Annotated in this window: 24 protein-coding genes and 1 riboswitch; of the genes, 7 read left to right on the top strand and 17 right to left on the bottom strand. The window is 45.7% G+C overall.

Annotation, left to right across the window (positions count from 1 at the left end; genetic code table 11):
• Positions 1-6: 6 nt before the first annotated feature.
• From glmM to WMO28_RS03935, 8 genes are all read right to left on the bottom strand, one after another.
• Positions 7-1,353, bottom strand: a complete 1,347-nt coding sequence (glmM, locus tag WMO28_RS03970; protein ID WP_349056138.1) for a phosphoglucosamine mutase — start codon at positions 1,351-1,353, stop codon at positions 7-9.
• Positions 1,354-1,367: 14 nt separating this feature from the next.
• Positions 1,368-2,285, bottom strand: a complete 918-nt coding sequence (locus tag WMO28_RS03965; protein ID WP_178644694.1) for a sugar phosphate nucleotidyltransferase — start codon at positions 2,283-2,285, stop codon at positions 1,368-1,370.
• Between the two features lie 57 nt (positions 2,286-2,342).
• On the bottom strand, positions 2,343-3,419 hold the full coding sequence (prfA, locus tag WMO28_RS03960; protein ID WP_178644695.1) for a peptide chain release factor 1: 1,077 nt from the start codon (positions 3,417-3,419) through the stop codon (positions 2,343-2,345).
• Positions 3,412-4,299 carry a peptide chain release factor N(5)-glutamine methyltransferase gene (gene prmC / locus WMO28_RS03955; protein ID WP_349056137.1) on the bottom strand — a complete coding sequence of 296 codons (888 nt, stop codon included), beginning with the start codon at positions 4,297-4,299 and terminating at the stop codon, positions 3,412-3,414. The genes prfA and prmC overlap by 8 nt, the downstream gene beginning before the upstream one ends.
• Positions 4,286-5,284, bottom strand: coding sequence for a DUF1385 domain-containing protein (locus WMO28_RS03950; protein WP_178644699.1), 999 nt, complete (start codon positions 5,282-5,284; stop codon positions 4,286-4,288). The genes prmC and WMO28_RS03950 overlap by 14 nt, the downstream gene beginning before the upstream one ends.
• Positions 5,285-5,377: 93 nt before the next feature.
• Positions 5,378-5,581, bottom strand: a complete 204-nt coding sequence (gene rpmE / locus WMO28_RS03945) for a 50S ribosomal protein L31 (protein ID WP_015526151.1) — start codon at positions 5,579-5,581, stop codon at positions 5,378-5,380.
• A gap of 106 nt (positions 5,582-5,687) precedes the next feature.
• Positions 5,688-7,286 carry a transcription termination factor Rho gene (gene rho, locus WMO28_RS03940; protein ID WP_178644701.1) on the bottom strand — a complete coding sequence of 533 codons (1,599 nt, stop codon included), beginning with the start codon at positions 7,284-7,286 and terminating at the stop codon, positions 5,688-5,690.
• Positions 7,287-7,550: 264 nt separating this feature from the next.
• Positions 7,551-8,534, bottom strand: a complete 984-nt coding sequence (locus WMO28_RS03935; protein WP_349056136.1) for an anthrax toxin lethal factor-related metalloendopeptidase — start codon at positions 8,532-8,534, stop codon at positions 7,551-7,553.
• 169 nt (positions 8,535-8,703) lie between these two features.
• A riboswitch (cyclic di-GMP riboswitch) is annotated at positions 8,704-8,793 on the bottom strand.
• Between the two features lie 139 nt (positions 8,794-8,932).
• On the opposite strand from WMO28_RS03935, the gene WMO28_RS03930 reads away from it, so the two are divergent.
• The 7 genes from WMO28_RS03930 to WMO28_RS03900 are packed head-to-tail and all read left to right on the top strand — an operon-like array spanning position 8,933 to position 13,821.
• A complete protein-coding gene (locus tag WMO28_RS03930) occupies positions 8,933-9,856 on the top strand; it encodes a transglutaminase domain-containing protein (protein WP_178645299.1) in 924 nt (307 codons plus the stop codon).
• 28 nt (positions 9,857-9,884) lie between these two features.
• Entirely contained in the window at positions 9,885-10,928 is a 1,044-nt protein-coding gene (locus tag WMO28_RS03925; RefSeq protein ID WP_349056135.1) for a type II secretion system F family protein, read from the top strand.
• Between the two features lie 12 nt (positions 10,929-10,940).
• Entirely contained in the window at positions 10,941-11,303 is a 363-nt protein-coding gene (locus WMO28_RS03920; RefSeq protein ID WP_349056134.1) for a hypothetical protein, read from the top strand.
• Positions 11,300-11,824 carry a DUF4860 domain-containing protein gene (locus tag WMO28_RS03915; RefSeq protein ID WP_349056133.1) on the top strand — a complete coding sequence of 175 codons (525 nt, stop codon included), beginning with the start codon at positions 11,300-11,302 and terminating at the stop codon, positions 11,822-11,824. Before WMO28_RS03920 ends, WMO28_RS03915 begins: the two co-directional genes overlap by 4 nt.
• Positions 11,821-12,273 (top strand): hypothetical protein, encoded by a 453-nt coding sequence (locus WMO28_RS03910; RefSeq protein ID WP_349056132.1) that lies wholly within the window; start codon positions 11,821-11,823, stop codon positions 12,271-12,273. The genes WMO28_RS03915 and WMO28_RS03910 overlap by 4 nt, the downstream gene beginning before the upstream one ends.
• Positions 12,270-12,755, top strand: a complete 486-nt coding sequence (locus WMO28_RS03905; protein ID WP_349056131.1) for a hypothetical protein — start codon at positions 12,270-12,272, stop codon at positions 12,753-12,755. Before WMO28_RS03910 ends, WMO28_RS03905 begins: the two co-directional genes overlap by 4 nt.
• A gap of 4 nt (positions 12,756-12,759) precedes the next feature.
• The gene (locus WMO28_RS03900; RefSeq protein WP_178641766.1) at positions 12,760-13,821 is read left to right on the top strand and encodes a PilT/PilU family type 4a pilus ATPase; all 1,062 of its coding nucleotides are present in this window, start codon (positions 12,760-12,762) and stop codon (positions 13,819-13,821) included.
• Positions 13,822-13,930: 109 nt separating this feature from the next.
• On the opposite strand, the gene WMO28_RS03895 is transcribed toward WMO28_RS03900, so the two are convergent.
• The 9 genes from WMO28_RS03895 to WMO28_RS03855 all read right to left on the bottom strand — a co-directional run bounded on the left by WMO28_RS03895 (position 13,931) and on the right by WMO28_RS03855 (position 25,101).
• Positions 13,931-14,431, bottom strand: a complete 501-nt coding sequence (locus tag WMO28_RS03895) for a small multi-drug export protein (protein WP_178641769.1) — start codon at positions 14,429-14,431, stop codon at positions 13,931-13,933.
• Between the two features lie 13 nt (positions 14,432-14,444).
• Positions 14,445-15,500: a histidinol-phosphate transaminase gene (gene hisC / locus WMO28_RS03890; protein ID WP_178641772.1), complete on the bottom strand. Its 1,056-nt coding sequence runs from the start codon at positions 15,498-15,500 to the stop codon at positions 14,445-14,447.
• Positions 15,501-15,711: 211 nt separating this feature from the next.
• Entirely contained in the window at positions 15,712-16,887 is a 1,176-nt protein-coding gene (locus tag WMO28_RS03885; RefSeq protein WP_349056130.1) for an NAD(P)-dependent malic enzyme, read from the bottom strand.
• A 56-nt stretch (positions 16,888-16,943) separates the two neighbouring features.
• Entirely contained in the window at positions 16,944-18,146 is a 1,203-nt protein-coding gene (locus WMO28_RS03880) for an Ldh family oxidoreductase (protein WP_435375814.1), read from the bottom strand.
• A 100-nt stretch (positions 18,147-18,246) separates the two neighbouring features.
• Positions 18,247-18,981 carry an FCD domain-containing protein gene (locus WMO28_RS03875; RefSeq protein ID WP_178641778.1) on the bottom strand — a complete coding sequence of 245 codons (735 nt, stop codon included), beginning with the start codon at positions 18,979-18,981 and terminating at the stop codon, positions 18,247-18,249.
• 200 nt (positions 18,982-19,181) lie between these two features.
• Positions 19,182-20,669, bottom strand: coding sequence for an AAA family ATPase (locus WMO28_RS03870; protein ID WP_349056129.1), 1,488 nt, complete (start codon positions 20,667-20,669; stop codon positions 19,182-19,184).
• 153 nt (positions 20,670-20,822) lie between these two features.
• Positions 20,823-23,282, bottom strand: a complete 2,460-nt coding sequence (locus WMO28_RS03865; RefSeq protein ID WP_178810324.1) for a glycoside hydrolase family 3 C-terminal domain-containing protein — start codon at positions 23,280-23,282, stop codon at positions 20,823-20,825.
• Between the two features lie 20 nt (positions 23,283-23,302).
• Positions 23,303-24,148 carry a carbohydrate ABC transporter permease gene (locus tag WMO28_RS03860; protein WP_044961860.1) on the bottom strand — a complete coding sequence of 282 codons (846 nt, stop codon included), beginning with the start codon at positions 24,146-24,148 and terminating at the stop codon, positions 23,303-23,305.
• Entirely contained in the window at positions 24,148-25,101 is a 954-nt protein-coding gene (locus tag WMO28_RS03855; protein WP_110102965.1) for a carbohydrate ABC transporter permease, read from the bottom strand. Before WMO28_RS03855 ends, WMO28_RS03860 begins: the two co-directional genes overlap by 1 nt.
• Between the last annotated feature and the right edge of the window lie 51 nt (positions 25,102-25,152).

The following is a 25,152-nucleotide window of genomic DNA, read 5'->3' as shown; positions in this document are numbered from 1 at the left end:
ATTACCTTATTCTACAACAAGCCCTTCGGCTTCCATTACATCAACAACACTGTCTACGTATTTATGGCAGAGCTCATCTGTTCCTGCTTCTACCATAACACGGATCAGTGGCTCTGTACCACTCTCACGTACAAGGATACGTCCATCATCGCCCAGTGCCTCTGCTGCAGCCTCGATTGCAGCTTTCACCTTCTCATTGTCCAGTGCTGTCTTCTTGTCAGACACACGGACATTGCGGAGAAGCTGCGGATAAACCTTCATCTCCTTTGCAAGATCACAGAGTGTTGCCTTCTTGTCCACACATGCCTCCATGATCATCAGGGAAGTAAGGATTCCGTCACCTGTAGCAGAATAGCGGCTGAAAATAATATGTCCGGACTGCTCGCCACCGATACTATAATTATTTTCCATCATGTTCTCAGCAACGTATTTGTCACCAACTGCAGTCTGCTCATAGTCGATGCCTTCACGCTCCAGAGATTTGTAAAGGCCAAGATTGGACATAACAGTGGTCACAACTGTGTTGCCATTGAGCTGACCTTTTTCTTTGAGATATTTACCGCATACGTACATGATCTTGTCACCATCAATGATATTTCCGCGATGGTCAACTGCGATACATCTGTCTGCATCTCCATCGTATGCAAAACCAATATCCAGACCTTTATCGATTACAAACTGTCTCAGCACCTCGATATGAGTGGAGCCACAGCCACGGTTGATATTGGTTCCGTTCGGCTCATTGTTGATCACATATGTTTTTGCACGAAGTGCGTCAAAAACACTCTTTGCAATAGCAGATGAGCTTCCGTTGGAGCAGTCCAGTCCAACCTTGACATTCTTAAAGTCATGACATGGAATGGAAATCAGATGTCCGATATAACGGTTTCTTCCTGATGCAAAATCCACTGTGCGTCCAATATCTTCTCCTGTTGCCAGTGGAAGTTCCTCGATCTCACCATCCAGGTAAGCTTCAATGCGCTTCTCGATCTCAGCGGAAATTTTCTGTCCGTTCTCATTGAGAACCTTGATTCCGTTATCAGTAAATGGATTGTGACTTGCGGAAATCATGATACCGCAGTCAAAATCTTCTGTACGTACTACGTATGAAACACTTGGCGTTGTTGTTACGTGAAGCAGATAAGCATCTGCTCCGGAAGCTGTCAGTCCTGCTGCCAGAGCATACTCAAACATGTAGCTGCTTCTTCTTGTATCCTTACCGATCACGATCTTTGCCTTGTGATCTCTGCCATAATACCAGCCGAGATAACGACCCACGTGAAATGCATGATCTGCTGTAAGCTTTACATTTGCCTCACCACGAAAACCATCTGTTCCGAAATATTTGCCCATAATGTTCTCCTTTATTACTGATACAGCCCCTCCGGATAAACACCGTCATCTGTCAGTTTCTTAAATGCAGCCTGTACAGATGCCTTATCCTCCTGATATGTAACACCGAACCACTCGTCCTGTGTCTCAAGAACATCTACGGCCGCTCTGCCGGAATGGATAAGCTGGTCGATCAGTTCAGGAAGAAGGTACTCTTTCTTGATGTCGCCTTCTTCGATTCCGCCAAGGAACTCCACGAAGCCTTTCTCAAGGATCTCCATGAATTCCGGTGTCAGTCCCCACATGTTCATGGAAACAAGGCTCTTTGTATCCAGTGTTTCTGCTGTACCATCGTCATTTCTTGTCTCAGCACCGTCAGCTGTCTTGAAGATATTATGTGTCTCTGTAACACCAACAAGCTTGCCCTCTTCGATATGGCATACGCCTCTTGTAACACTTCCGTTATCACTTAAGGTATTTCCAAGACGGAATCCGGCCATACAGATATGCATCGGACCATCCTGCGGATGATCCTGTACAAGATAGTCGTGAACCTTCACATATGCTTCTTTTCCATAGTAGTCATCTGCATTGATAACAGCGAACGGCTCAGAGAGAACCTTCTTTGCTGCAAGTACAGCATGTCCTGTTCCCCACGGTTTTGTACGGTCTGCCGGCTTCTTAAAGTCTCCCGGAAGATCATCGATCTCCTGGAATGCGTAAGCTACCTCTGTAATCTTCTCTATACGATCGCCGATAACTTTACGGAACTCATCCTCGATATCCTTACGGATGATAAATACAACTTTGTTGAAACCTGCCTCCAGTGCATCATGAATGGAATAGTCCATAATGATCTCACCCTTCGGTCCTACCGGTGCAAGCTGTTTGATACCTTTTCCGAAACGGCTGCCGATTCCGGCTGCCATAATTACCAGTGCTGTCTTTTTCATGTTACGTTTCCTCCTGATTATTATAGTTTTTTTTAATTTATATTTGTAATTATCCGGTTACTCCTGCTCATTAAGCTTTGTCAGCTTCACGGCCTGGTCTGCTGCGATCAGGCTGTCAATGATCTCATCCAGATCTCCGTTAAGAATATTCTCAAGACGATGAAGCGTAAGCTTGATACGATGATCCGTCACACGGCCCTGTGGAAAATTATAGGTACGGATTTTCTCGGAACGGTCTCCGGTACCAATCTGGCTTCTTCTGGCCTCAGCCTCCGCATCATGCTGTTTTGCAAGCTCCATTTCATAAAGACGGGAACGAAGTACACGCAGTGCCTTGTCCTTATTCTTAAGCTGTGATTTCTCATCCTGGCAGGAAATAACGATTCCCGTCGGAATATGGGTAAGACGTACCGCGGAGTCTGTTGTATTGACACACTGACCACCATTTCCGGATGCACGGAATACGTCGAATTTACACTCGTTGAGATCCAGATGGAAATCAATCTCCTCTGCCTCCGGCATGATCGCTACTGTACAGGTGGAAGTATGGATTCTTCCGCCGGACTCTGTTTCCGGCACACGCTGTACACGGTGTACACCACTCTCATATTTCAGTCTGGAATAGGCACCCTCTCCCTTGATCATAAAGGTTACTTCCTTGAAGCCGCCGATTCCGTTCTCATTGAGGCTGAGCATCTCTGTCTTCCAGCGGCGGGACTCTGCATATTTCACATACATACGGTAAATCTCCGCTGCAAAAAGTGCTGCCTCATCACCACCGGCGCCTCCACGGATCTCAACGATAACATTCTTGCTGTCGTTAGGATCTTTCGGAAGAAGAAGGATCTTCAGCTCATGCTCCAGCTCTTCGACTCTCTTCTTTGCATCGGAGAGCTCTTCCTTGAGCATTTCACGCATCTCTTCATCTTTCTCGCTTTCCAGCATGGAAAGGCTGTCCTCGATCGTCTCTTTATTTTTCTTATATTCTTTATATGCGTCTACGATTGGCTGCAGGTCGCTCTGCTCTTTCATAAGCTTCTGAAAATGTGCCGGGTCATCGGTCACTCCCGGTTCTCCAAGCTCATTGAGAAGCTCATCAAAGCGCACCAGCAGATCATCCAGTTTATCAAACATGTATTTCCTCCTGTTTCTGTCCAATCACCACACGATCAAGTCCAGGCAGATCCTTTATGACCTGAATGTGTGTAAAACCAGCTTCTTTCATCATATCACTGACTGCACTTCCCTGTGTGCAGCCGATCTCATACAGAAGCCATCCTCCGGGCTTCAGATATTTTCCTGCCTCAGATGTAATGCTTCTGTAAAAATAAAGCCCGTCTTCCCTGCCGTCAAGCGCTCCCCTCGGGTCATGAAGACGCACCTCTTCCATTAATGTCTCAATTTCTTCCGTTGCTATATAAGGCGGGTTTGAAATAAGGATATCATATTTCCTGTCCTCTTTTCCACCTTTTTCGCAAAAATACGGTGCAGAAAACATATCACTTTCCACAAACCGGGCACGATTTTCCACCCCCAGCACTTTGGCATTCTTTTCTGCCACCTCAAGAGCACTTCCTGAGATATCTGCTCCCACACCACGGGCATCCTCCCGTTCCAGAAGAAGACTGATGAGAATACATCCGGAGCCTGTACACATGTCAAGAATTTCAGGCTCTTTCATATCTTCCATACGCTTTAGTGCTTCTTCCACCAGCGTCTCCGTATCCTGTCTGGGAATCAGTACATTCTCGTTTACATAAAATTCATAGCCCATAAAAAAAGCCTGATGAGTCAGCTGCTGTACAGGAATATGGCCTGCACGCCTGCCGATCAGCTCCAGATACTCTGCTGCGGTCTCATCAGACACCGGTTCATCTCCATGTGCAAAATAATATGCCCGATTAATTCCGGTCTTAAATTCCAGAAGGAGCCAGGCATCCAGCCCGGCTTCTTCCAGTCTATTTTCTTTCAATATATTTGTGCCTTTTTTCAGAAGGGACTCAAGAGTCTGCATGGCATGTCTCCTCTGTCTCATAAGGAATATCCAGATCGAATTCCTCTTTCAGATATGCTCTCCAGTCAAAAACCGCTTCAACAGCCTTAATGGCAACCTCTGCCATATCTGCTGTCGGCTCCTTGGTGGTCAGTCTCTGCATGGCAAGACCTGGCTTGCTCATGATATCTGCAAATTTACTGTCTGTTCTTCCTGCCCACTGAATGATCTCAAAAGAAATTCCTGCAACTACCGGAACCATAAGCAGTCTTCCGAAAAGCCTCACCCAGTAAACCGGAACCAGTACAAACACAAAGTGAAGCACAATACTTACCAGCATAACCAGGAACAGAAAGCTTGTTCCGCAGCGTTTATGTAATCTGGAACTCTTCAGCACATTCTCAACCGTCAGGGGCATTCCGTGCTCCACACAGTTGATACATTTATGCTCCGCACCATGATACATAAAAGTCCTCTGAATATCCTTCATTCTGGAAATCAGAAGCATATATCCCATAAACAGCGCCAGCTTCACAAAAGCTTCCACAACTGTGACTGCAAATTCCGATGCCCCGACTTTGCGGATCAGACTGGCCAGTGCATAAGGAAGCAACATAAATGCAGCAACTGATACAACAATGGAAAAAGCCACCGTCACATAAAGCAGCCACTTAAACTGCCTGTCTTCCTTTGCTTTCTTCGCAGAGCGCTCCTTGTCGGTAAGATGGGCATTTTTCTTCGCCTCTTCCTCATCCTCCTCGTCGCCCGCAATCTCTGCCGAATACATCAGACATTTGGTGCCCACCACAAGAGAATCCACGAAGCTTACTACTCCACGGATAATGGGCTTCTTTAAAAACTGTCCGTTTCCGAATATGCACTTATAATCTTCTACTTTCAGCTCGATTTCTTTATCCGGGCGGCGCACTGCGATGGAATACTTGTCCTTGTGGCGCATCATGATTCCTTCCATCACGGCCTGTCCGCCGATATTCGATGATTTCATTCATTCTCTCCTGTGCAGCTGAAAAATATTTTCAGTTAAAGAAAGGTTGAGATTTCCCAACCTCAACCTTCTCATTTCCTGTATTCGTAATAATTACTTATTCAGGCCGTATTTCTTATTGAACTTATCGATACGTCCACGAGCCTGTGTAGCCTTCTGCTGTCCTGTGTAGAACGGATGGCATTTGGAGCAGATCTCAACGTGGATGTCCTCTTTAGTGGAACCTGTTACGAAAGTGTTTCCGCAGTTGCAGGTTACAGTTGCCTGATAGTAGTTCGGATGGATTCCTTCTCTCATGATTTTCACCTCTCTATATAATTTAATATTATTCGTATACATTTGACGAATTCCATTTTAAACAGCTTGCTAAGTATAACATAGCTTTCCTTAAAATGCAAGGACTTTATAAAAATTTCTGTTTTCTTACTGTCTGTACCAGTTCTGCATTCGTTCTTGTACGCGCAAAGGTATTCAGTATCTGTTCTACAGCCTCATCGGACTTCATTCCGTTGAGTGCTTTTCGCATAATATAGACAGCTTCCTGTTCATCCTTGCTGAGAAGAAGATCCTCTCTTCTTGTGCCGGATTTCTGGATATCGATAGCCGGAAATACTCGTTTTTCCTGCAATTTTCGATCCAGTACCAGCTCCATGTTACCGGTTCCTTTGAACTCCTCATAGATCACATCGTCCATCTTACTGCCGGTATCCACAAGTGCAGTCGCAAGGATCGTCAGGCTTCCGCCCTCACGCATATTACGGGCTGCGCCAAAAAATCTCTTCGGCATATGAAGAGCTGCCGGATCAAGACCACCGGATAAGGTTCTTCCGCTTGGCGGGATGATCAGGTTATAGGCTCTGGCCAGTCTGGTAATGGAATCCAGAAGAATGATAACATCCTGCTTATGTTCCACAAGACGGCGGGCACGCTCCACAACCATCTCGGAAACTCTCTTGTGATGCTCCGGAAGCTCATCAAAGGTAGAATAAATCACTTCCACATTTGGTCCCTGGATCGCTTCCTTGATATCCGTAACCTCCTCCGGACGCTCATCGATCAGAAGAATGATCAGATGCATGTCCCGGTTGTTCTTAAGGATCGATTTGGCAACGTCTTTAAGAAGGGTTGTCTTACCTGCCTTAGGTGGAGATACGATCATACCTCTCTGTCCTTTTCCGATTGGGCTTATCAGATCCACTATACGCATGGCAGTTGTGCCACCTGCACGCTCCATGACAAGTCTCTCATTTGGAAAGATCGGTGTCATATCTTCGAAATTATATCGTCTCTGGCCTTCGCTGGGATGAAAACCGTTGATAGAAGAAACATAAAGAAGTGCGCTGAACTTCTCGCCCTGAGTCTTGATCCGGATATTTCCCTGGATGATATCTCCTGTCTTTAAGTTAAAACGGCGGATCTGAGAGGGGGAAACATAAATGTCATTCTCTCCCGGAAGATAGTTCTCACAGCGGATAAATCCATAACCGTCCGGAAGCACCTCAAGAATTCCATTGGCCTTCTCACCGCTGTCAAGCTGTGCCGGTTCTGACGGAACATTCCCGTTCTCGGCACGCAGATCCGTCTCATGTGCATTCTCGCGCATAGATGTACGTTCCTCTCTTATCGGTCTCCGGTAATTCTCACGGTTATAGCCGTCCTTATTATATCCTTCTCTGATGTTTTCTCTGCGTGCTGTTGTTCTGTGTTCCTGATCATTCCTGTTTATACGATAATTTTCTCTTTGTTCCTGCATACTCTCCGATGTGGAATGAGTATGATATTCCTCATTTTCCCTCTCATACTTCTTATCTTTTACAGTTATCTCTTCGGATGTGCTTCTCTGTACTTCAGTGCTATTTCCCTTTGCGGATTCTTTAGCGTCTTCCTCCAGCATTCTTTCAATCAGCGCCGGTTTTCTCAAAGTGGAAATGCCTTTCATCCCTCTTGCCTTTGCCAGATCTTTCAGCACAGCCAGAGATAATGATTCATACTTTTCTCTCATAAATACCTCTATTCTTATTGTAATTTTTAAAATTAATGGAATCCTATACAGCCTGACATGGCTGTATCTGGTGTCTGAACCGTCATTGAATGTAATAATTATGATAATAATATACACCATTTTTGAAGCAATGCAAGAAATTTTTGTCGACAATTTTATCCTGAATATCTCTTTTTCGCGTTTTTTTCCTATGAACAATTGCGGAAATTATTTATGACACAAAAACACCCGGAATTTCTCCCGGGTGTTCAGCTATGTAATTAATTACTTCCAGATAACCTTATAAACCGTCATAATCTTATTTACCTGTGTATCTGTAACCTTAGCCAGTGCGTTTACAACTGCCTCATATGTCTTCGGACGTTCTTTTTTCAATGCTGTTGGATTCTCGACATAGTTCAGAACAGACTCTGCAAAATACTCGGATGCATTCTGTGTTGCATATGCCTTTCTGACACCTGTAAATTTAGATTTTTCACTGTTATATACTGCTGCAAAAGAGCTCGATCTGTCTACATTTCCTGCTATAAATGCCAGGTAATGTCCCAGCTCATGGTAAATCGTATCATCCTGTTTCTGAAGTGTGATACTTCTTGTTCTGGCATCAAAATAACCCGCATAGGAAACGCTCGGATCAACGGTTACAGTAAATCCCATTTTTGTATAAGCATTCAGGACTTTGCTGTTCATCTTTGGTGCAATAGACGCTACATTGCTGACTGTGTATTTCTCTTTTTTCGCATTTGCACTGGTTGCTGTGGTTTTTGCACTTGTTGCCTGTGCTGCTGCAACAGTTGTCGTTGTTGTTACAGTTGTTACAACTTTCTGTGTCTGCACAACGTTTTTGGATTTTTTGGTATATTTCTGACTTGTAGCTGTCTGTACCATTGTCTGGGTTTTTACAGTTGTTGTCTGGTTTTTCTTTGTTGTCTTTGAGGAAACTTTCTTTGTTGTCGGAAGATTCTTCGTATAGGTTTTCGTAGCTGCTTTGTTTAACTTGATGTTTTTCTTCGTTGTCTTTGTCCGCTTTGTTGTTTTGGTTGTTACTTTTGGCTTGGCAGCTAATGGAGTATCATCATCCGTAATCGTCTGTTCTACTACCGGATCCGTATAATTCGGTAGCTCCGGTACCTGTGAATCCTGCCATACCATTGCAAAACTTCCGGCTGTGATCAGCGCTGCTGCTGCAACACACCCTGCTGCGATTTTTTTCTTCTTTAAAAAGTTTATAAGGTTCATTTTCTTCATACTTTTCACACCTTTCTGAAAATGGACGTTCCTGCCATCATCCATATGGTGCCCGCTGATTTATTGCATCAAAAAAACCGCTTATCCCTTAAAATAAACGGCCGCGTCAACACATAAATCCTATTTTCACCTGGATGTGATTACAGTACGTCACTAAATCGGAATTTAATGCGGCAACCGGCTGTCATAGTCTTTCAATTTTGACCTTAGACCCTTGGCTTTGCGTCCCTGCTTTTCAACAGGTTTGCCTTTATATACACAGTATATTGCTTTATTCGCGAAATGTCAATATTTTCCCCCTCATTTTCTCCCCTGCTTCTGTCTTTTTTTTCCACAATCTGCTATACTGTTGTCTGTAAAAGTAAAAAAAGCCATTATATATCAGGAGAACGGTAAACATGTCTAAATTTTTATCTATCCGTCTCCTTTTTGTGCTAATACTTTCCGGAATGCTGGTCAGTCTCACAGGTTGCGGTGGCGCAAAAAGCTCCGGTGGGGAACCCCCTTCCTATTCTCCGGCCCGCATCCTTGTTCCGGAAGCTCCTGGCAGTCAGACTCTCGGCAGTTCTCCGCTGATCCTGGATATTTCCAATCAGGCTCAGGGATACTTCACTGCACAGTCCGATTCCGGTGATTCCCGTATGAATATACAGCTTACCACTCCATCCGGTGTCCTTTATTCTTATTTTCTGGAACCGGATGAACAGGCTGTCCTTCCTTTTTCGGAGGGCTCCGGCGACTATCTCATCACCTGCTACCAGCAGGTTGAAGGCAGCCAGTACGCAGCTCTGTATACAGAAACGCTCTCTGTGAAGCTTGAAAATGAATTTCTTCCGTTTCTGTATCCTAACCAGTATGTGGATTTTTCGCCGGAAAGCCAGGCCTGCAAAGAAACACAGTCTCTCGTCACAGAAGGTATGAAAGATGTGGATATCCTGAACGCCATTTATACATACGTTACCGAGCACATCACCTACGACTATGACAAGGCAGATTCTGTAGAAGCCGGATATCTTCCGGATGTGGATGATACTCTTAAGACGGGTACCGGCATCTGTTTTGATTACGCTGCACTCACTACAGCCATGCTGCGAAGTCAGGATATTCCCTGCAAGCTTGAGATCGGTTTTTCCGGCGAGATCAAGCATGCCTGGATTGATGTCTACATCCGAAATAAAGGCTGGGTCACAAAAGCCATATCCTTTGAAGGTGATACCTGGAAGCTGATGGATCCCACCTTTGATTCTAACAGCGATGACAAGGACGCTATTCAGGATTACATCGGAGATGAAAGCAACTATACGGTACAGTTCATACGCTGACAGTCATTCACAAAAAGGAGACAATACTATGAAATATAAACTTACCGCCCGTGAGCTGGCAAGCTTCTGCGGGCAGATGGGAATGCTTCTGCATTCCGGCATATCCACAGCAGAAGGACTTCATATCCTCTGCGATGAAAGTAAGACCGATACGGACCGCGAGATTCTTAACTCTCTGATCCACTCCATCGATGAAAACGGCTCTCTTTCCCAGGCAATGGAGGAAGCAGGCTGCTTCCCGAAATCCATGACCGCCTACATAAAAACCGGCGAGGAAACCGGATGTCTGGATGAGATCATGAAAAGTCTTTCCGACCATTACGAGCAGGAACAGGAAATTTCCGACCAGATCCGCAGTGCTGTTATCTATCCGCTGATTATGCTGGGTATGATGGCTGTGGTGATCCTGGTCCTCCTTATAAAAGTCCTTCCTGTTTTCCAGCAGGTATTTCAGCAGATGGGAATGGAAATGGACGGCGTTTCCCAGGGACTTTTGAACGCCGGAAATGTAATCAGCCGTTATTCTGTGCTCTTTCTCATCCTGGCTGCTGTGCTGACCGGCTGCGTCCTGTTTTTCAGTCTCACAGAAAAAGGCCGTCAAAAGCTCCGGAAACTGGTCACACACCTTCCTGTATTCCGCGAAATTCCGGTTGCCATGGATTACAGCCGTCTGGCACAGGGACTGTCCCTTGGCTTAAAGAGCGGTCTTTCCCCGGAAACCACTCTTCAGCTTACCCAGGCACTTATCACACAGCCCAAGCTTCTTTCCCGCGTAAAAAAAACTTCTGCACTGCTGGAAGAAGGAGAGGCTTTCTCCAAAGCTCTTACAGAATCCGGCCTGTTCAGCGGCATGGAAGGACAGCTTGTCACTGTTTCTTTTTATTCCGGAACCAGTGACGAGACTCTGCACACGCTTTCCCGGCAGTACACAGAAAAGTCTGTAAGCCTGATCTCACAGGCCGTCTCTGTTGTGGAGCCTACTATCGTGATCCTGCTTTCGCTTCTGGTCGGACTTGTACTTCTCTCTGTAATGATGCCGCTTCTGGGAATCCTCTCAGATTTTGCAGTGTAAGGTGGTGAGTGAATGGAACTTTTTGAAAGCCGCAGAAAAAAAATTCTGCGAAATCTTCTGTTTCTCCTCCCTGCACTTCTGCTGATTCTGATCTGTATTCTGTTTATTGCAGGTATAGGACATGCTTCTGAGCAGACCGTTGCAAGAGAACGTTCTGCTCTGGAACAGACATTAAAAAGCAGCGCCATACGCACATACGCCATGACCGGAGAATACCCGGAAGATCTTTCGCAGCTTCTTGATGACTACCATATCACTTATGACAGAAACCGGTTCCTGGTAGAATACATACCAAACGGTTCCAACCTTCTGCCGTCTATCAGTGTCATTACCCGGAAAAACAGTTCCGGCATGAAAGGAGGCACCGTTTCATGAAGCTTCAGAAAAACAACAGTCATTCCGTCTCCTCACTTTTTTCACTCCTGCTGTTTGGAATCTTTGCCCTGTTTCTTATGCTGATGCTTCTTTTTTCTGCAAGAGTTTACCAGCAGACCCTGAAACAGACCGAAGCCAATGACAGCCTGGGAACTGCCACTGCCTATCTCACCACAAAATTCCGGCAGCATGACCAGACAGATGGGATCTTTACCGGCACTCTGGACGGTGTCAATGCCCTCTGTTTCCGGGATACGATCAAAGGAAAAGATTACATCACCTATATTTATCTGAAAGACAACAGCCTTATGGAGCTTTTCACTGCTGCCGATTCCAGTGCCGGCTCTGCTGCCGGTACTGCGATCGCAAAGCTTTCTGATTTTCAGGCGGAAGCTCTGAACGATGGTTTTTACCGCATCACACTGAAAAACACCTCACAGATCACCTCGCAGTTTCTGCTTCACAGCACAGCTTCCGCAGCATCTGCTGATACCGGAACCGGAAAGGAGCCCACATCATGAAAAAATTGCAGCATAATTCCGGAAACAGCCTCTTTCTTATGGAAATGATCCTTGCGCTTCTGTTTCTTTCCCTTTCCTGTGCTGCCTGTATTCAGGTCTTTGCAGCTGCAAGATCCAACCGGCTCCGGGCACAGCAGCTGAATCAGATTCAGGCTCTGACCACATCCATGGGCGAGGCACTGGAGGGTACAGACGGTTCAAACGGGCAGATTTTATCCCTTCTTCCGAACGGAAGCCGGAAATCCGCAGATCTCGTCTGGTACTACGATGCGGCATGGCAGAACTGTGAAGACAGCGAATCTGCTTATGAGATGGTCTTTACCCCGGCTACTTCCTCACAGGAAAAATCCGGCTCCCTGACTTTTTACCGCACTACGGATCACAAGGAGCTTTATCAGATCAACTTAAGCTTTCCTGCCTACAGTGAAGAAAAGGAGGACTCCAGATGAAACAAAAACACTCTTTTTTTGTAACAGCCGGGATTCCTTCTCTGTTTCTGATCTTTTCTGTGTTAGTTCTTGCTGTTCTCTCTCTGCTTACGCTTGGTAATTCCCGCAGCAGTCTGAATACAGCCAGACGTTCTCTGGATCAGACCGAGGCCTATTACACAGCCTGCCGGGAAGCCACCGAAACAATAACAACGTTAAAAAATCTTCTGGCACAGAATGTCCGGAACACATCCGATGAGGACGCTTATTTTTCAGAGGCCGGACAACTTGCAGAAAAACAGGACGGACTTACCTGGGATTCCGATCAGCATACCATTTCTTTTTCACAGAAAATTTCAGACACCCAGCAGCTTTCTGTCATACTGAAGGTTCTCTATCCAGACTCTCAGAACAGTCCTGTTCTTGAACCCCTTCAGTGGAGCACAGAGCTTACCGATACCTGGAAACCAGATAACAGCCAGAATGTATTTAAAGGAGAATAAACATATGGAAACCCCGATTCCTGAATTTTTAGCAGAAGCAGCCAACAAGCGCGTTTCTGATATCTTTATCATTGCAGGCCGCCCGCTGTCGGAAAAGATCGACGGTCATCTTTTTAACAGCGGTGACCGCCTGATGCCCGAACAGACTGAAAATCTGCTTCGTATCATATACCAGCTTGCAGGGAACCGTGATATCACACGTCTTCTGGAAATCGGTGATGACGATTTTTCGTTTTCCATTTCCGGCGTTTCACGATTTCGTGTCAACGCCTACAAACAACGTGGTTCCCTGGCCGCTGTCATCCGTGTGATCGCTTTCCGTCTGCCGGATCCTGCCGAACTCTCCATTCCCGACGATGTGATGAGTATCGCCGATTACACCCGCGGCATGGTTCTTGTGACCGGCTCTGCCGGAAGCGGAAAATCCACCACCATGGCCTGCCTGATCGACCGAATCAACCACACCCGGGAAGGCCACATCATCACGCTGGAAGATCCTCTGGAATACCTGCACCGCCACGACCGCTGCATTGTCAGCCAGCGTGAGATCTGTACAGACACTGAGAGCTATCTTACCTCCCTGCGTGCCACACTACGCCAGAGCCCGGATGTGATCCTCCTCGGTGAAATGCGTGATTATGAAACGATCCAGACCGCCATGACTGCTGCCGAAACCGGTCATCTGGTTCTTTCCAGCCTTCACACACTGGGAACTGCCAACACCATCGAGCGTATCCTGGATGTATTTGAGCCTTCCCAGCAGCGCCAGATCGCCATTCAGCTTTCCATGGTTCTTCAGGCAGTCATCTCCCAGCAGCTGATCCCGGATATTGAAGGCAGAAGCATCCCCGTATTTGAGATCATGCGTCTCACCCCTGCCATCCGGAACATGATCCGCGACAATAAGGTACATCAGATCGAAGGTGTGATCTCCACCTCCAGTCAGGAGCAGATGCGTTCCATGGATCAGAGCCTTCTGGAGCTGTACAAAAAAGGCAGAATCACACGCGACACTGCCCTGAAATATGCCCTGAATCCGGACATGCTGAAGCGGAAACTTATGTAAACTTTTATGCAAACTCTGTAATATTAAGAAAAATGCCCCATCACAGCTGTACTTCACATCATACAGCCAGTGACAGGGCATTTTTATATTATCCGTATTTTTATAAATTCTAGTGCACTACATTTCCCACGATGCCATAGGAAACAATGTACATGATCGCACTTGCCAGAAACAGTCCGCACAGGATCGCGATGGAGGATTTTTTGATATCCACCTCAAGCAGAGAAGCAATCAGCGCTCCTGTCCAGGCACCTGTGCCTGGCAGCGGGATTCCCACAAACAGCAGAAGTCCCAGAAATTCGTATCTCTTGATCTGGTCACTTTTTCCCATGGCCCGGTTCTCCAGCTTCGTGATCAGCCCATGGAAAAGCTTCGTTTTTTTCATCCATTTAAAGATCTGCCGGATAAAAAGCAGGATAAACGGAATTGGAATAATATTTCCCACAATACAGATCGGCATTGCCTTTAATGCCGGAATCTTCAGAAGTGATGCCGCCAGAAGGCCGCCTCGAAGCTCCAGGATCGGGATCATGGAAATGATGAATACAGCTCCCTCCGGAGAGATAAACTGTGCAAGGTGATTCGAAAACCACTGTACCAGTACTTCCATAGTACCTCCTTTTTTATTTCAGATATTCTGTCAGAAATTCCACAAGTTTCTTCATCTCTTCATCGGTTCCGATGGTAATTCGAAGATGATTGTCGATTCTGTCCTTCGGGAAGTATCTTACATAGATATGCTTCTCTCTAAGGGCCTCAAAAAGCTCTTTTGCCGGACAGCTCTCATGGGTTGCAAAGATAAAGTTCGCTTTGGAATCCTGGAAGGAAAAGCCCAGCTTCTTAAGCTCTGTCTTTGTCCATTCTCTTGTTGCAATGATCTTATTGCAGCACTCCTCAAAATACACTCTGTCCTTCATGGATGCCACACCTGCTGCAATCGTGGTACGGTCCATGGTGTAGGAGTTGAAGGAATACTTCACATCATTAAGATACTTGATAAGCTCCGGATTACCGAAAGCATAGCCAATACGCATTCCAGCCAGAGATCTGGACTTGGAAAATGTCTGCACAACAAGAAGGTTATCGTATTTGTCGATCAGCGGAAGCGCAGATGCTGCTCCGAAATCCACGTAAGCCTCATCAACGATCACAATGCTCTCCGGATTCTTGGCTACGATCTCCTCGATCTCAGAAAGAGGCATCTCCACACCGGTCGGTGCATTCGGATTCGGAAAAACAATTCCACCGTTTTCACGGAAATAGTCCGCTTTACGGATATGGAATTCCTCATCCAGCGCCGGGCGCTCATACGGAATGCGGAAAAGCTCTGCCCATACATCATAAAATGAATATGTGATATCCGGAAACAGGATCGGCTTCTCTGAATTGAAGAATGTAAGGAAACACATGGCAAGTACATCGTCCGAACCCACACCTGTAAATACCTGCTCATCCTTCAGCCCGTAAAACTGTGCAATGCTGTGTACAAGATCCCCTGCTGTCGGGTCCGGATACAGTCTCAGTGTATCGGTATCAAGAGCTTCCAGTGCCTTCTCAACTCCCGGTGCCGGTGAATATGGATTCTCATTTGTATTCAGTTTGATCATGCCTGTCTCATTTGGCTGCTCGCCCGGAGTATATGGCACTACTTTTCTTATATTTGCTTCCCATGGTTTCATGCTATGCATTTCCTCCTGTCAGTTATGTTCATAAACGCTTTTTTCTTCGCGTCTGACCCGTTCTTTGCTATTGTACTCACTGTAAGGACATTTGTCAAAGGTTAATGCCTGTCAATATTAAGAAAGACACCTGTACAGGGGGCAATCCTGGTACAGGTGTCTGCTATATGATTTATGAAGGGCTGTTCTGGTCTTTCAGGTAAATTTCCTATCAGATACGGGCTACGCCTGTTGCTCTTGCTGCTTCTGCTACAGCTTTTGCTACAGCCGGTCCTACTCTCTTGTCAAATGCCTTCGGAATGATGTATTCCGGAGAAAGTTCCTCATCTGTGATCAGATCTGCAAGTGCTTTGGAAGCTGCGATCTTCATCTCATCGTTGATATCACTTGCTCTTACATCGAATGCACCACGGAAGATTCCAGGGAATGCAAGAACGTTGTTGATCTGGTTCGGGAAGTCACTTCTTCCTGTGGAGATAACCTTGGCTCCGCCTGCTTTTGCGTCATCCGGGAAGATCTCCGGTGTCGGGTTTGCGCATGCAAAGATGATGGCATCTTTGTTCATTGTCTTAACCATCTCTGTTGTCACTGCTCCAGGAGCGGAAACACCGATAAATACATCAGCACCAACCAGCATCTCTGCAAGAGTACCCTGTTTCTTCTGAAGGTTTGTGAGCTTGCTCATCTCTTCCTTAACCGGGTTCATTCCTTCTGTACGTCCCTCATAGATGGCACCCTTTCTGTCGCAGAGTGTAACATCCTTGAAGCCTGCTTTCAGAAGAAGTCTGCAGATAGAAATAGCAGCTGCACCTGCACCGTTCATAACGATACGAACATCCTCTTTCTTCTTTCCGACAACCTTCAGCGCATTTGTCAGACCTGCAAGTGTGATAACTGCAGTTCCGTGCTGGTCATCATGGAAAATCGGAATATCGCATTTCTCTTTCAGTTTTTTCTCGATCTCGAAGCATCTTGGAGCAGAGATATCCTCAAGGTTTACACCACCGAAGGATCCGGAGATCATGTAAATAGTATTTACAATCTCATCTACATCATGGCTCTTAATGCAAAGCGGGAATGCGTCTACATCGCCGAATGCTTTGAAAAGTACACATTTACCTTCCATTACAGGCATACCAGCTTCCGGTCCGATGTCACCAAGACCAAGAACTGCAGAACCGTCTGTTACAACAAGACACATATTCCATCTTCTTGTAAGCTCGTAGGATTTATTGATATCTTTCTGGATCTCAAGGCAAGGCTGAGCTACACCTGGTGTATATGCAAGAGAAAGGTCGTCTTTATTCTCAACCGGTACTCTTGTAACAACCTCAATCTTACCCTTCCAATCTCCGTGCAGTCTTAATGACTCTTTTGCATAATCCATTTTCTTTTCCTCCTTGGATAATTATGATATATTTCATTTCAAAAGGATTACCTGAATTAATAATTACCATTGAAGAATTTACTGTCCTTCGGAAGCTCATAGCTTTCAAAATAAGAGCCAAAATCAAGCTTCAGATAACTGCAGAGATCAGCAAGCTCTACCATGGTATTGTCGTTGACCGGAATGCCATTCTCTTTTCTGTCTTTTTCAGCAGCTACCTCTTTCTCGCCGTGTGTATAGATCCTGTCCTGACCGTCTGCCTTCGGACTCTCCCTAAGTGCCTCAAGATATTCTGAAAAATGCTTGCGGATCGCATCCGGATCTCCGAATGCCGCCGGGTTGATTGCCATAAATCCATGGCAGATACCGGTCTTATCCGGGAATGTACAGCATTTGTCGGAGGTAACGCCCATGGAAAGAATAGAGCTGAACAGCTCACAGAGCATTCCATAGCCATATCCCTTATGGCTTCCGCTGACTTCCTCGTTTCCACCAAGAGGCATGATTCCGCCGCCCTTCTTGGCTACGATGTTTGCAAGTACATCCGGTGCATTATTGCTGGCATGACCGTTTTTGTCAAGTGCCCAGCCATCCGGAAGAGGCTTGCCCATCTTATTATACATTTCCAGTTTACCTCTGGTTACAACTGTTGTGGAACAGTCAAAGAAAAACGGATACGGGTCTGCAGGCATAGCGACTGCGATCGGGTTGGAGCCCAGCATAGCCTTTCTTCCGAAGGTCGGTACCATGATCGCCTCGGAGTTGGTACATGCCATTCCAAGAAGGCCTTCATGGCAGGCCATGTTCGCATAATATCCTGCAATACCGAAATGATTGGAATTTCGTACACTTACGATTCCCACACCAGTTGTCTTCGCCTTCTCAATTGCCTTTTCCATGGCAAAATGGCTGATCAGCTGGCCCATTCCGTTATGTCCGTCTATCACAGCAGAAATCGGTGTTTCAAAAACAACTTCCGGTTTCGCCTGGGGATGAATAGTCCCCTTCTCGATTCCTTTATGGTAACGAACCATCCTCTGCATTCCGTGGCTCTCGATCCCATACAGATCAGCAGTCAGAAGAACATCTTTAATGATATTTCCTTCTTCCTCAGAAAAGCCAAACGCTTTAAAAACGTCTCCGCAGAAATGGTTCAGTGTGTCATAACTCCATTTTACATATCCCATAATCGTAAGTCCTTTCTCCTGATATTTCCGGCAGGTTACTGCCATAATATCAAACTTTTTTGGTATTACCAATACAGTCCCTATTATAGCACGCGGTCTTACCAAAATCAATAGTGGTCTTACCAGATTAACGGGATTTTTACTGAAATTTTATTTAATTTTTTCAGGTGGATCAGCGATGAAATGCAAGGCTGTTCTCACCCTGCTGCTGCGCAATCTCCAGTATATATTTCTCAATGGTTTCCATATGTTCGCGCATCAGCTTCTCCGCCTGGTTCCGGTCTCCGGAAATAATAGCTTCCACCAGCCTTCTGTGCTGCTCATCCACCTCCAGAGCGGAATTATGTTTCTGCATAATATAGGCTCGGGTGCCGGAAATGATCTCCTCAGTCAGCTGCGCTGCCGCATCCAGGACATTGTAGATCATAGGATTCCCTGCGATCCTGCCGATCTTCGTATGAAGCTCCTTATCAAGACCTGCACGGGCTTTCTCATCCTCTGAACTCTCCAGCTGTGCCAGAATGGAACGCAGATCTAATGCGTCCTTCTCTGTACATTTCCCGGCTGCCAGAAGTGCCGCCTCCTGCTCCAGTGCAGAACGAAGCTGCTGCACCTGCTGCACATGGCTGTTATTCAGCTGAAAAAGAAGTGCCAGCGGTGCGGAAAGCCACTGATCCATATTCTCGGTGATATAATTGGCACCACCACGGACTGTTGTGACGATCCCCATCAGCTCCAGTGCCCGCAGAACCTCACGAACAGCAGGTCTGGAAACTCCCAGCGCTTCTGCCATAACACGTTCTGCAGGCAAAGTATCTCCCGGCTTCAAATCTCCCTGTCGGATATTATCTATGATCTGTCTCAATATTCCGTCAAATGCTCTTTCCTCTGTAATTTTCGTAAACATGTCGTCCGTTCTGGCCGCCTTCCTTTTTAATATTTTAATATCATTTTTTTCGCACTCTTGTCATGACAAAAGGCCACATCAGTTGTGAACCTGCACAGATGTGCATCCCCTGTCATGGCCTTTTATTGTCAATATTATACGGGAATTCCCCAGATTATTCAATAGGAAACCCAAAATTGGTATGACAAATTTTGTGCTGCTTATTTTATCCCGTTACCAAGAAGATTTTCCGCTTCCTCCATCTGCCCCAGGATCAGCTTCTGCCGGTCATCAAAGAGCAGTCCCTTGTTATATCTGTAATACTGGTCCGAACCATTTTCGCGGATAAACCAGAGACTGTAATAGCTGGCATTCAGCTCTGTGATAAACGCAACCATCTCCTGACCATCCCCGAAAGCAGCCTCCATGAAATCGAATACATTCTGCAAAGTCAGGGAAACTTCATCCGTACGGTTCTCGTATCGCTCTGTTTCTTCTTCAAAGGCGCTCTTTGCAGATTCATAGCTTCCATCTGCTCCCGCAGCCCGTTCAAAGAAAGACACAACTCGCTTCTGTATACGTTCCTGCTGTTTCGTAAGAAGCTCGCTCTTTTTATCCCGCTCAATATCTTCCACTGCTTTTTTCAGGAGATCTTTTGCCGTAAGGCTCTCCCCATGCTCCCGAAAATGCACCATATATTCATAGAGCTTCGTAAGATACTGGTCTGTAAGATAACACTCCGTAAAAAGCTCACCAAGCTTTCCATTGAGGAGGCTTACAATGCTTAAGTGCTCATCCAGAGATGCTGTGCGAACCTTGCCCAGTGTGATGGAATCCCATTTCCCCTGCAGGATATCCTCCACCTTATAGTCCGTTCTGTACTTATAATAAAGAGCCAGATAGCCGGCAAAATCCTTCGCGATCATCCTGTGCTGAATGTACTGACTGACCACCTCACGGTCTACGGTTTTTCCAAGGATCTCATAAACCTGGATCAGACGGGAAAGATCCTCCCAGCCTCTGGCTGTGGCAAAGATCTTTCCGTCTACGGTATTCTCCACCCTGTAGAAATTTTTTCTGCGAAGCTCCAGATAAGAAATCACTGCCGGATGGATTCCCTGCTGATAGGCATATTCCTTCCACACATCAAAATCTGCCTCCACATCGATCTTCTTGATACGATCCAGCGTAACCACGTCGAATTCCCGGACAGATTTGTTATATTCCGGCGGATTTCCTGCTGTGACGATCACCCAGCCCTCCGGCACCTTCTGGTTTCCGAAGGTTTTTCCCTGAAGGAACTGCAGCATCATCGGTGCCAGTGTCTCGGATACACAGTTGATCTCATCAATAAACAGGATTCCCTCTCTCAGACCTGTTTTTTCCATCTTATCGTAAACGGACGAAATGATCTCACTCATGGTATATTCCGTGACAGAAAATTCTTCCTCACCATAATTCTTTTTTACAATAAAAGGAAGTCCCACAGCACTCTGCCTGGTGTGGTGGGTAATGGTATAGGAAACAAGAGCAATCCCGCATTCCCTTGCTATCTGTTCCATAATCTGTGTCTTTCCGATTCCCGGAGGGCCCATAAGAAGGATCGGTCTCTGTCGGATCGCCGGGATCCGGTACTCACCGAATTCGTCCTTTGAAAGATATGCTTCTATGGAATCTCTGATCTCCTGCTTTGCTCGTTTTATGTTCATGGTATTCTCCTTTTCACGGCATATAAAAAACTGCCTGCAGGATCCTCCGCCTAAAACGGGTTGCCTTGCACGACATCTGCAAAAAATATGCCTGAATCCAATGATAAATCGAAAATTGAATTCAGGCAAGTTTTTCACTACTATATAATTTTTTTATTCTGCTGTCAGTGTGTGTATTAGGTTAAGAATACGTCCCGCACACATTCTGACAACTTCTTCCGAAAGCTTTCCGTCTTCAAAAGCTTTTCGGATATTTTCTGCGTCGGCTGCATTACCAGGCATGATAATATCATTTCCTGCTGTCACGCATTTCCACGGAATACTTCCATCTTCCGGAACCGTTGTATTCCAGTCTGACATGATCACACCGTCAAATCCCCATTCTTTCCGGGCAATGGCTGTACAGAGATCAACACTGTTTGCAGCATGGACACCATTCAGTAAATTATAGGAAGACATGATTGCCACTGGTCTGCTTTCTTTAACTGCAATCTCAAAACCACGCAGGTAAATTTCCCTCAGGGCACGTTCTGATACCTGTGCATCCACGCCCATACGATTATCTTCCTGATTGTTGCAGGCAAAATGCTTAACGGTAACACCGCAGCCAGGTCTGCTCTGCACTCCTTTTGTCATGGCTGCTGCCATGGTTCCGGAAAGCAGCGGATCTTCGGAATAATATTCAAAATTTCTGCCGCACAGAGGGTTTCTCTGAATATTAAGACCAGGTGCTAGCCAGAGATCTATGTGGAATTCTTCCATTTCTTCTGCCACTGCTATTCCAACTTTTTCCACAAGGGCAGTATCCCAGGTCTGAGCCAGTGCAGTTCCAACCGGAAATGCCGTACAGAACTGATAATATCTGTCTGCGTTTTCGTGAATCTCATCTGTTCTCAGGTATCCGTTTTCCAGAGATCCAAGGACACCGATTCCATATACTGTGTCTGTTTCTCTGTCTACTTCATAATTCTGCTGAAGTCTCAGTCCTGCAGGCCCATCGGCCATGATCAGTGGGGAAACGCCATATTGCTCATAAAGAGCAGCCGTGGTCTCACCAGCAGAGCCAGGAACACGGATTCCTGCCGCCCCCAGATTACTGGAGATTCCAGCAATATTCCCATAAAACAGCGGGAGCAGATCCTTTGCAGGAATCTTATTTTCCGGTTGGCAGGTGCATTCTGTTCTCTTCTCTGGTTCAGGATAATAGATATATCTTCCAATCTTCTCATTCTCTGCCTTCTCTTTCCATTTCAGAGTTCTGGCAGAAAGATTCTGGCGATCATAAACTTCTTCAGTAATATCAGTCTGATTCTCAAGGATATTCGTTTTATCTAGGATCACACTCTCCGGCACTTCAAGCATTGCAGCCAGCGTAAGCGATGCAACGCTGTTTCCGACCCAGACAGCATAATAACCTTTTTCAGCAATCCAGGCATGCTGCTCTTCGGAAAAATATGCCAGTGTCTTTCTGTCGATCCTGATTTTCAGCAGTTCTTTTTCCCCCGGCTTCAGAAGTTTTGTTTTTGCAAAGCCAGCCAGCCGACGGTATTCCTTCCCTGATTCATCCTGTGGAAGAGACACATAGACCTGCACGACCTCTTTTCCCGAAAAAGTTTCTCCTGTATTCGTTACCTCTGCTTCAACTTCAACGCCATCCCCTGATGTTTTCATCCCATGGAAGCGTATCTGCATTTCTGTGTAAGAAAGTCCATATCCAAACGGAAACAGCGGTTTTACACCAAAAGTATCAAAATAACGATATCCTGTATAAATTCCTTCCTTGTACTCTTCTCTTTCAAGCTTGCCATTAAGATAGCTGTATTCCTCTGCACACGGATAATCCTCATACCTTCTGGCCCATGTTGCAGTCAGCTTGCCGCCTGGAGTTACCTTTCCCAGAAGGACATTAGCGAGGGCAAGTCCGCCTCTTTGTCCAAGCTGGGAAATATTTAGGACAGCACAGATATTTTCTGTTTCTTCCAGAATATCTGTCAGTTCTACCGGACCGCCGGAATTCAGGATAAGTACTGTAGGAATCTTCTGTGCATCAAGGAACCGGATATCCTCCCGCTCCCGTCTGCTCAGATAATAATCTCCCTCGACCCTGCGCCTATCCTTTCCCTCACCGGAAATCCTGCTTACCACATAGATTGCTGTCTGGGCATCGACAGTATCTTCTGCTGTGACTGCACGGCCTTCCGGCATTGCAAAGGGATTTTCCGCATAGGCATCAAAAGGATTTTCCACAAACTTTGCTTCTTCCAGTATTTTTTCTTTCCATGCCCGGCGTGCTTCTGCGTATATTGACTCATAATTGGCCAGCCATTTCTCGCTTACGATCTGAATACCGTTTTCTTTCAGTCCCTGATAAATAGAAATGTTACTTCTGTTATTCACATCACCGGAACCTGTTCCGCCTTTCACTGTCTTTCCCGCACCGGCGCCGTATAAACCTATTTTCGTGGAAATATTCAGAGGGAGTATTTTTTTATCATTTTTCAGCAGTACAATGCCCTCCTCTGCTGCTTTTTCCGAAAGAAGACCGTTTCGTATTTCACGGTCTGACATGCTGTGTTTCTTTGTTCCGCTGTGTTTCCATTTCTTAACTGTCATATCTTACCTGCTACCTTTTGTTATTCTTTTACGCCTCCAAGTGTCACTCCTGCGATGATAAACTTGGAAAGAAGGAGATATACGATAATGATCGGCACAATGGCAACTGTGATCATCATGTAAATCTTACCCATATCAAAATTCATATAATCTGCTCCACGAAGTGTTGCAATCAGGATTGGAACAGTCATCTTGCTTTTAGACTGGATAACCAGAGCAGGAACGAAATAATTGTTCCAGGAGCCTACAAATGTAAAAATCGCCTGTACAGCGATTGCCGGCTTCATGATTGGCAGGACAATACTGTTGAAAGTACGGAATTCTCCGGAGCCGTCAATTCTGGCTGCTTCTACCAGTGACATCGGCAGTGAGGACTGCAGATAGCTGTACATAAAATAGAATACGGCCGGTGACGCAACAGACGGAATGATCAACGGAAGCAGGGAATCATATAATCCCATCTTTGTGATCAGACGAAGGAAGCCCATTGCAGTTACCTGTGTCGGCATGACGAGGATCGCCATGATAAATGTAAACGCTACATTCCTTGCCTTGAAATCATAGGCATAAAGACCATATGCTGTCAGTGAGGAAAAATATGTACATAATACTGCACTGCATCCGGACACGATAATACTGTTAAGAATTCCCCTGAACATCGGAAAGCTTCCGTCATTTGCAACATTCATCAGGTTTTTCCAGAAATATTTTCCAGGAAGAGCAGAAAATCCCTTCTGAAGCTCTGCATGAGAATGAGACGCATTCACGATCAGTACATAAAAGAAAAAGAGACACATAAAGGAAAGAATAATAAGTACCACATGTGCCACGATACTTCTGATCCTGCTGGCTGTCTTATCTTTCATCATTTTGTTTTTCTCCTTTCTGCTCTTGCTCTCTTTTTCGCTGCTTTCTTAGATCCGTCCGGATCATTGTCGTTAGTCATACGATATACAAAGAAGCAGAGGATTGCACTGATAATAAACAGGTATACAGACAATGCTCCGGCCATACCATAATTCTTGCTCTTCAGATGGCTGTTCAGGAACATAATCAGTGTCATGGATGTTCTGTCCGGATTACCCTGTCCGTTTGTGAGGATCTGCGGTACATCAAACATCTGAAGGCCACCGATGATGGAAGTGATCAGAGTATAGGAAAGAATCGGACGAATCAGTGGAAGCGTAATATAGACGAAACGCTGAATGCTGTTGCATCCGTCCAGATCCGATGCTTCAAAAATATCCATACTGATTCCCATTACTGCTGCCATCAGCATGATGGTCGTGTTTCCGAACCACATCAGGAAATTCATGAAACCTACCAATGATCTTGTTCCCAGAACAGAGCCCAGAAAATCAATCGGTTCCTTTATCCAGCCCAGTGAACACAAAATGGAGTTTACAGGTCCGTTTGTGGAAAACATGGTAAAAAACAGAAGTGCAAATGCTGATGCCATGATCAGGTTCGGCAGATAAATTACAACCTTAAAAAACTGCTTGCCATGAAGCTTCAACCTGGCATCAGTAAACCAGCATGCAAGCACCAGTGCAACAACGATCTGCGGAACAAATCCGATCACCCAAAGGATCAGTGTATTCAGTCCGTATTTCAGCATGTCAGAATGCAGAAGACTGACATAATTGGCAAGTCCTACAAAATTAGGACCAATCTGCTTGATTCCAGAACGGAAATATTCAAAAAAGCTGTATCTCACTGTATCAAACAGCGGAATCAGCGAAAAGATAAAATAGATCACAAAAAACGGAAGAATAAATATGTATCCCCATTTTCCGTAATTAACGCTCTTTTTCTTCATAATGCTCTTCCTTTCCAGCAAACTGCAGGATCCAAAGATCCTGCAGCATCA

The sequence above is a fragment of the Blautia aquisgranensis genome, assembly GCF_040096615.1.
GTDB classification, from domain to species: Bacteria; Bacillota; Clostridia; order Lachnospirales; family Lachnospiraceae; genus Blautia_A; species Blautia_A aquisgranensis.
Note: the sequence above shows the minus strand (reverse complement) of the source record. Positions and strands in the feature narration are given on the sequence as shown.

What these genes read in the sequence shown, in the direction of transcription:
- glmM (WP_349056138.1), bottom strand. Translation starts at nt 1,353, where the DNA reads ATGGGCAAATATTTCGGAACAGATGGTTTTCGTGGTGAGGCAAATGTA.
- WMO28_RS03965 (WP_178644694.1), bottom strand. Translation starts at nt 2,285, where the DNA reads ATGAAAAAGACAGCACTGGTAATTATGGCAGCCGGAATCGGCAGCCGT.
- prfA (WP_178644695.1), bottom strand. Translation starts at nt 3,419, where the DNA reads ATGTTTGATAAACTGGATGATCTGCTGGTGCGCTTTGATGAGCTTCTC.
- prmC (WP_349056137.1), bottom strand. Translation starts at nt 4,299, where the DNA reads ATGCAGACTCTTGAGTCCCTTCTGAAAAAAGGCACAAATATATTGAAA.
- WMO28_RS03950 (WP_178644699.1), bottom strand. Translation starts at nt 5,284, where the DNA reads ATGAAATCATCGAATATCGGCGGACAGGCCGTGATGGAAGGAATCATG.
- rpmE (WP_015526151.1), bottom strand. Translation starts at nt 5,581, where the DNA reads ATGAGAGAAGGAATCCATCCGAACTACTATCAGGCAACTGTAACCTGC.
- rho (WP_178644701.1), bottom strand. Translation starts at nt 7,286, where the DNA reads ATGAGAGAAAAGTATGAATCATTATCTCTGGCTGTGCTGAAAGATCTG.
- WMO28_RS03935 (WP_349056136.1), bottom strand. Translation starts at nt 8,534, where the DNA reads ATGAAGAAAATGAACCTTATAAACTTTTTAAAGAAGAAAAAAATCGCA.
- WMO28_RS03930 (WP_178645299.1), top strand. Translation starts at nt 8,933, where the DNA reads ATGTCTAAATTTTTATCTATCCGTCTCCTTTTTGTGCTAATACTTTCC.
- WMO28_RS03925 (WP_349056135.1), top strand. Translation starts at nt 9,885, where the DNA reads ATGAAATATAAACTTACCGCCCGTGAGCTGGCAAGCTTCTGCGGGCAG.
- WMO28_RS03920 (WP_349056134.1), top strand. Translation starts at nt 10,941, where the DNA reads ATGGAACTTTTTGAAAGCCGCAGAAAAAAAATTCTGCGAAATCTTCTG.
- WMO28_RS03915 (WP_349056133.1), top strand. Translation starts at nt 11,300, where the DNA reads ATGAAGCTTCAGAAAAACAACAGTCATTCCGTCTCCTCACTTTTTTCA.
- WMO28_RS03910 (WP_349056132.1), top strand. Translation starts at nt 11,821, where the DNA reads ATGAAAAAATTGCAGCATAATTCCGGAAACAGCCTCTTTCTTATGGAA.
- WMO28_RS03905 (WP_349056131.1), top strand. Translation starts at nt 12,270, where the DNA reads ATGAAACAAAAACACTCTTTTTTTGTAACAGCCGGGATTCCTTCTCTG.
- WMO28_RS03900 (WP_178641766.1), top strand. Translation starts at nt 12,760, where the DNA reads ATGGAAACCCCGATTCCTGAATTTTTAGCAGAAGCAGCCAACAAGCGC.
- WMO28_RS03895 (WP_178641769.1), bottom strand. Translation starts at nt 14,431, where the DNA reads ATGGAAGTACTGGTACAGTGGTTTTCGAATCACCTTGCACAGTTTATC.
- hisC (WP_178641772.1), bottom strand. Translation starts at nt 15,500, where the DNA reads ATGAAACCATGGGAAGCAAATATAAGAAAAGTAGTGCCATATACTCCG.
- WMO28_RS03885 (WP_349056130.1), bottom strand. Translation starts at nt 16,887, where the DNA reads ATGGATTATGCAAAAGAGTCATTAAGACTGCACGGAGATTGGAAGGGT.
- WMO28_RS03875 (WP_178641778.1), bottom strand. Translation starts at nt 18,981, where the DNA reads ATGTTTACGAAAATTACAGAGGAAAGAGCATTTGACGGAATATTGAGA.
- WMO28_RS03870 (WP_349056129.1), bottom strand. Translation starts at nt 20,669, where the DNA reads ATGAACATAAAACGAGCAAAGCAGGAGATCAGAGATTCCATAGAAGCA.
- WMO28_RS03865 (WP_178810324.1), bottom strand. Translation starts at nt 23,282, where the DNA reads ATGACAGTTAAGAAATGGAAACACAGCGGAACAAAGAAACACAGCATG.
- WMO28_RS03860 (WP_044961860.1), bottom strand. Translation starts at nt 24,148, where the DNA reads ATGAAAGATAAGACAGCCAGCAGGATCAGAAGTATCGTGGCACATGTG.
- WMO28_RS03855 (WP_110102965.1), bottom strand. Translation starts at nt 25,101, where the DNA reads ATGAAGAAAAAGAGCGTTAATTACGGAAAATGGGGATACATATTTATT.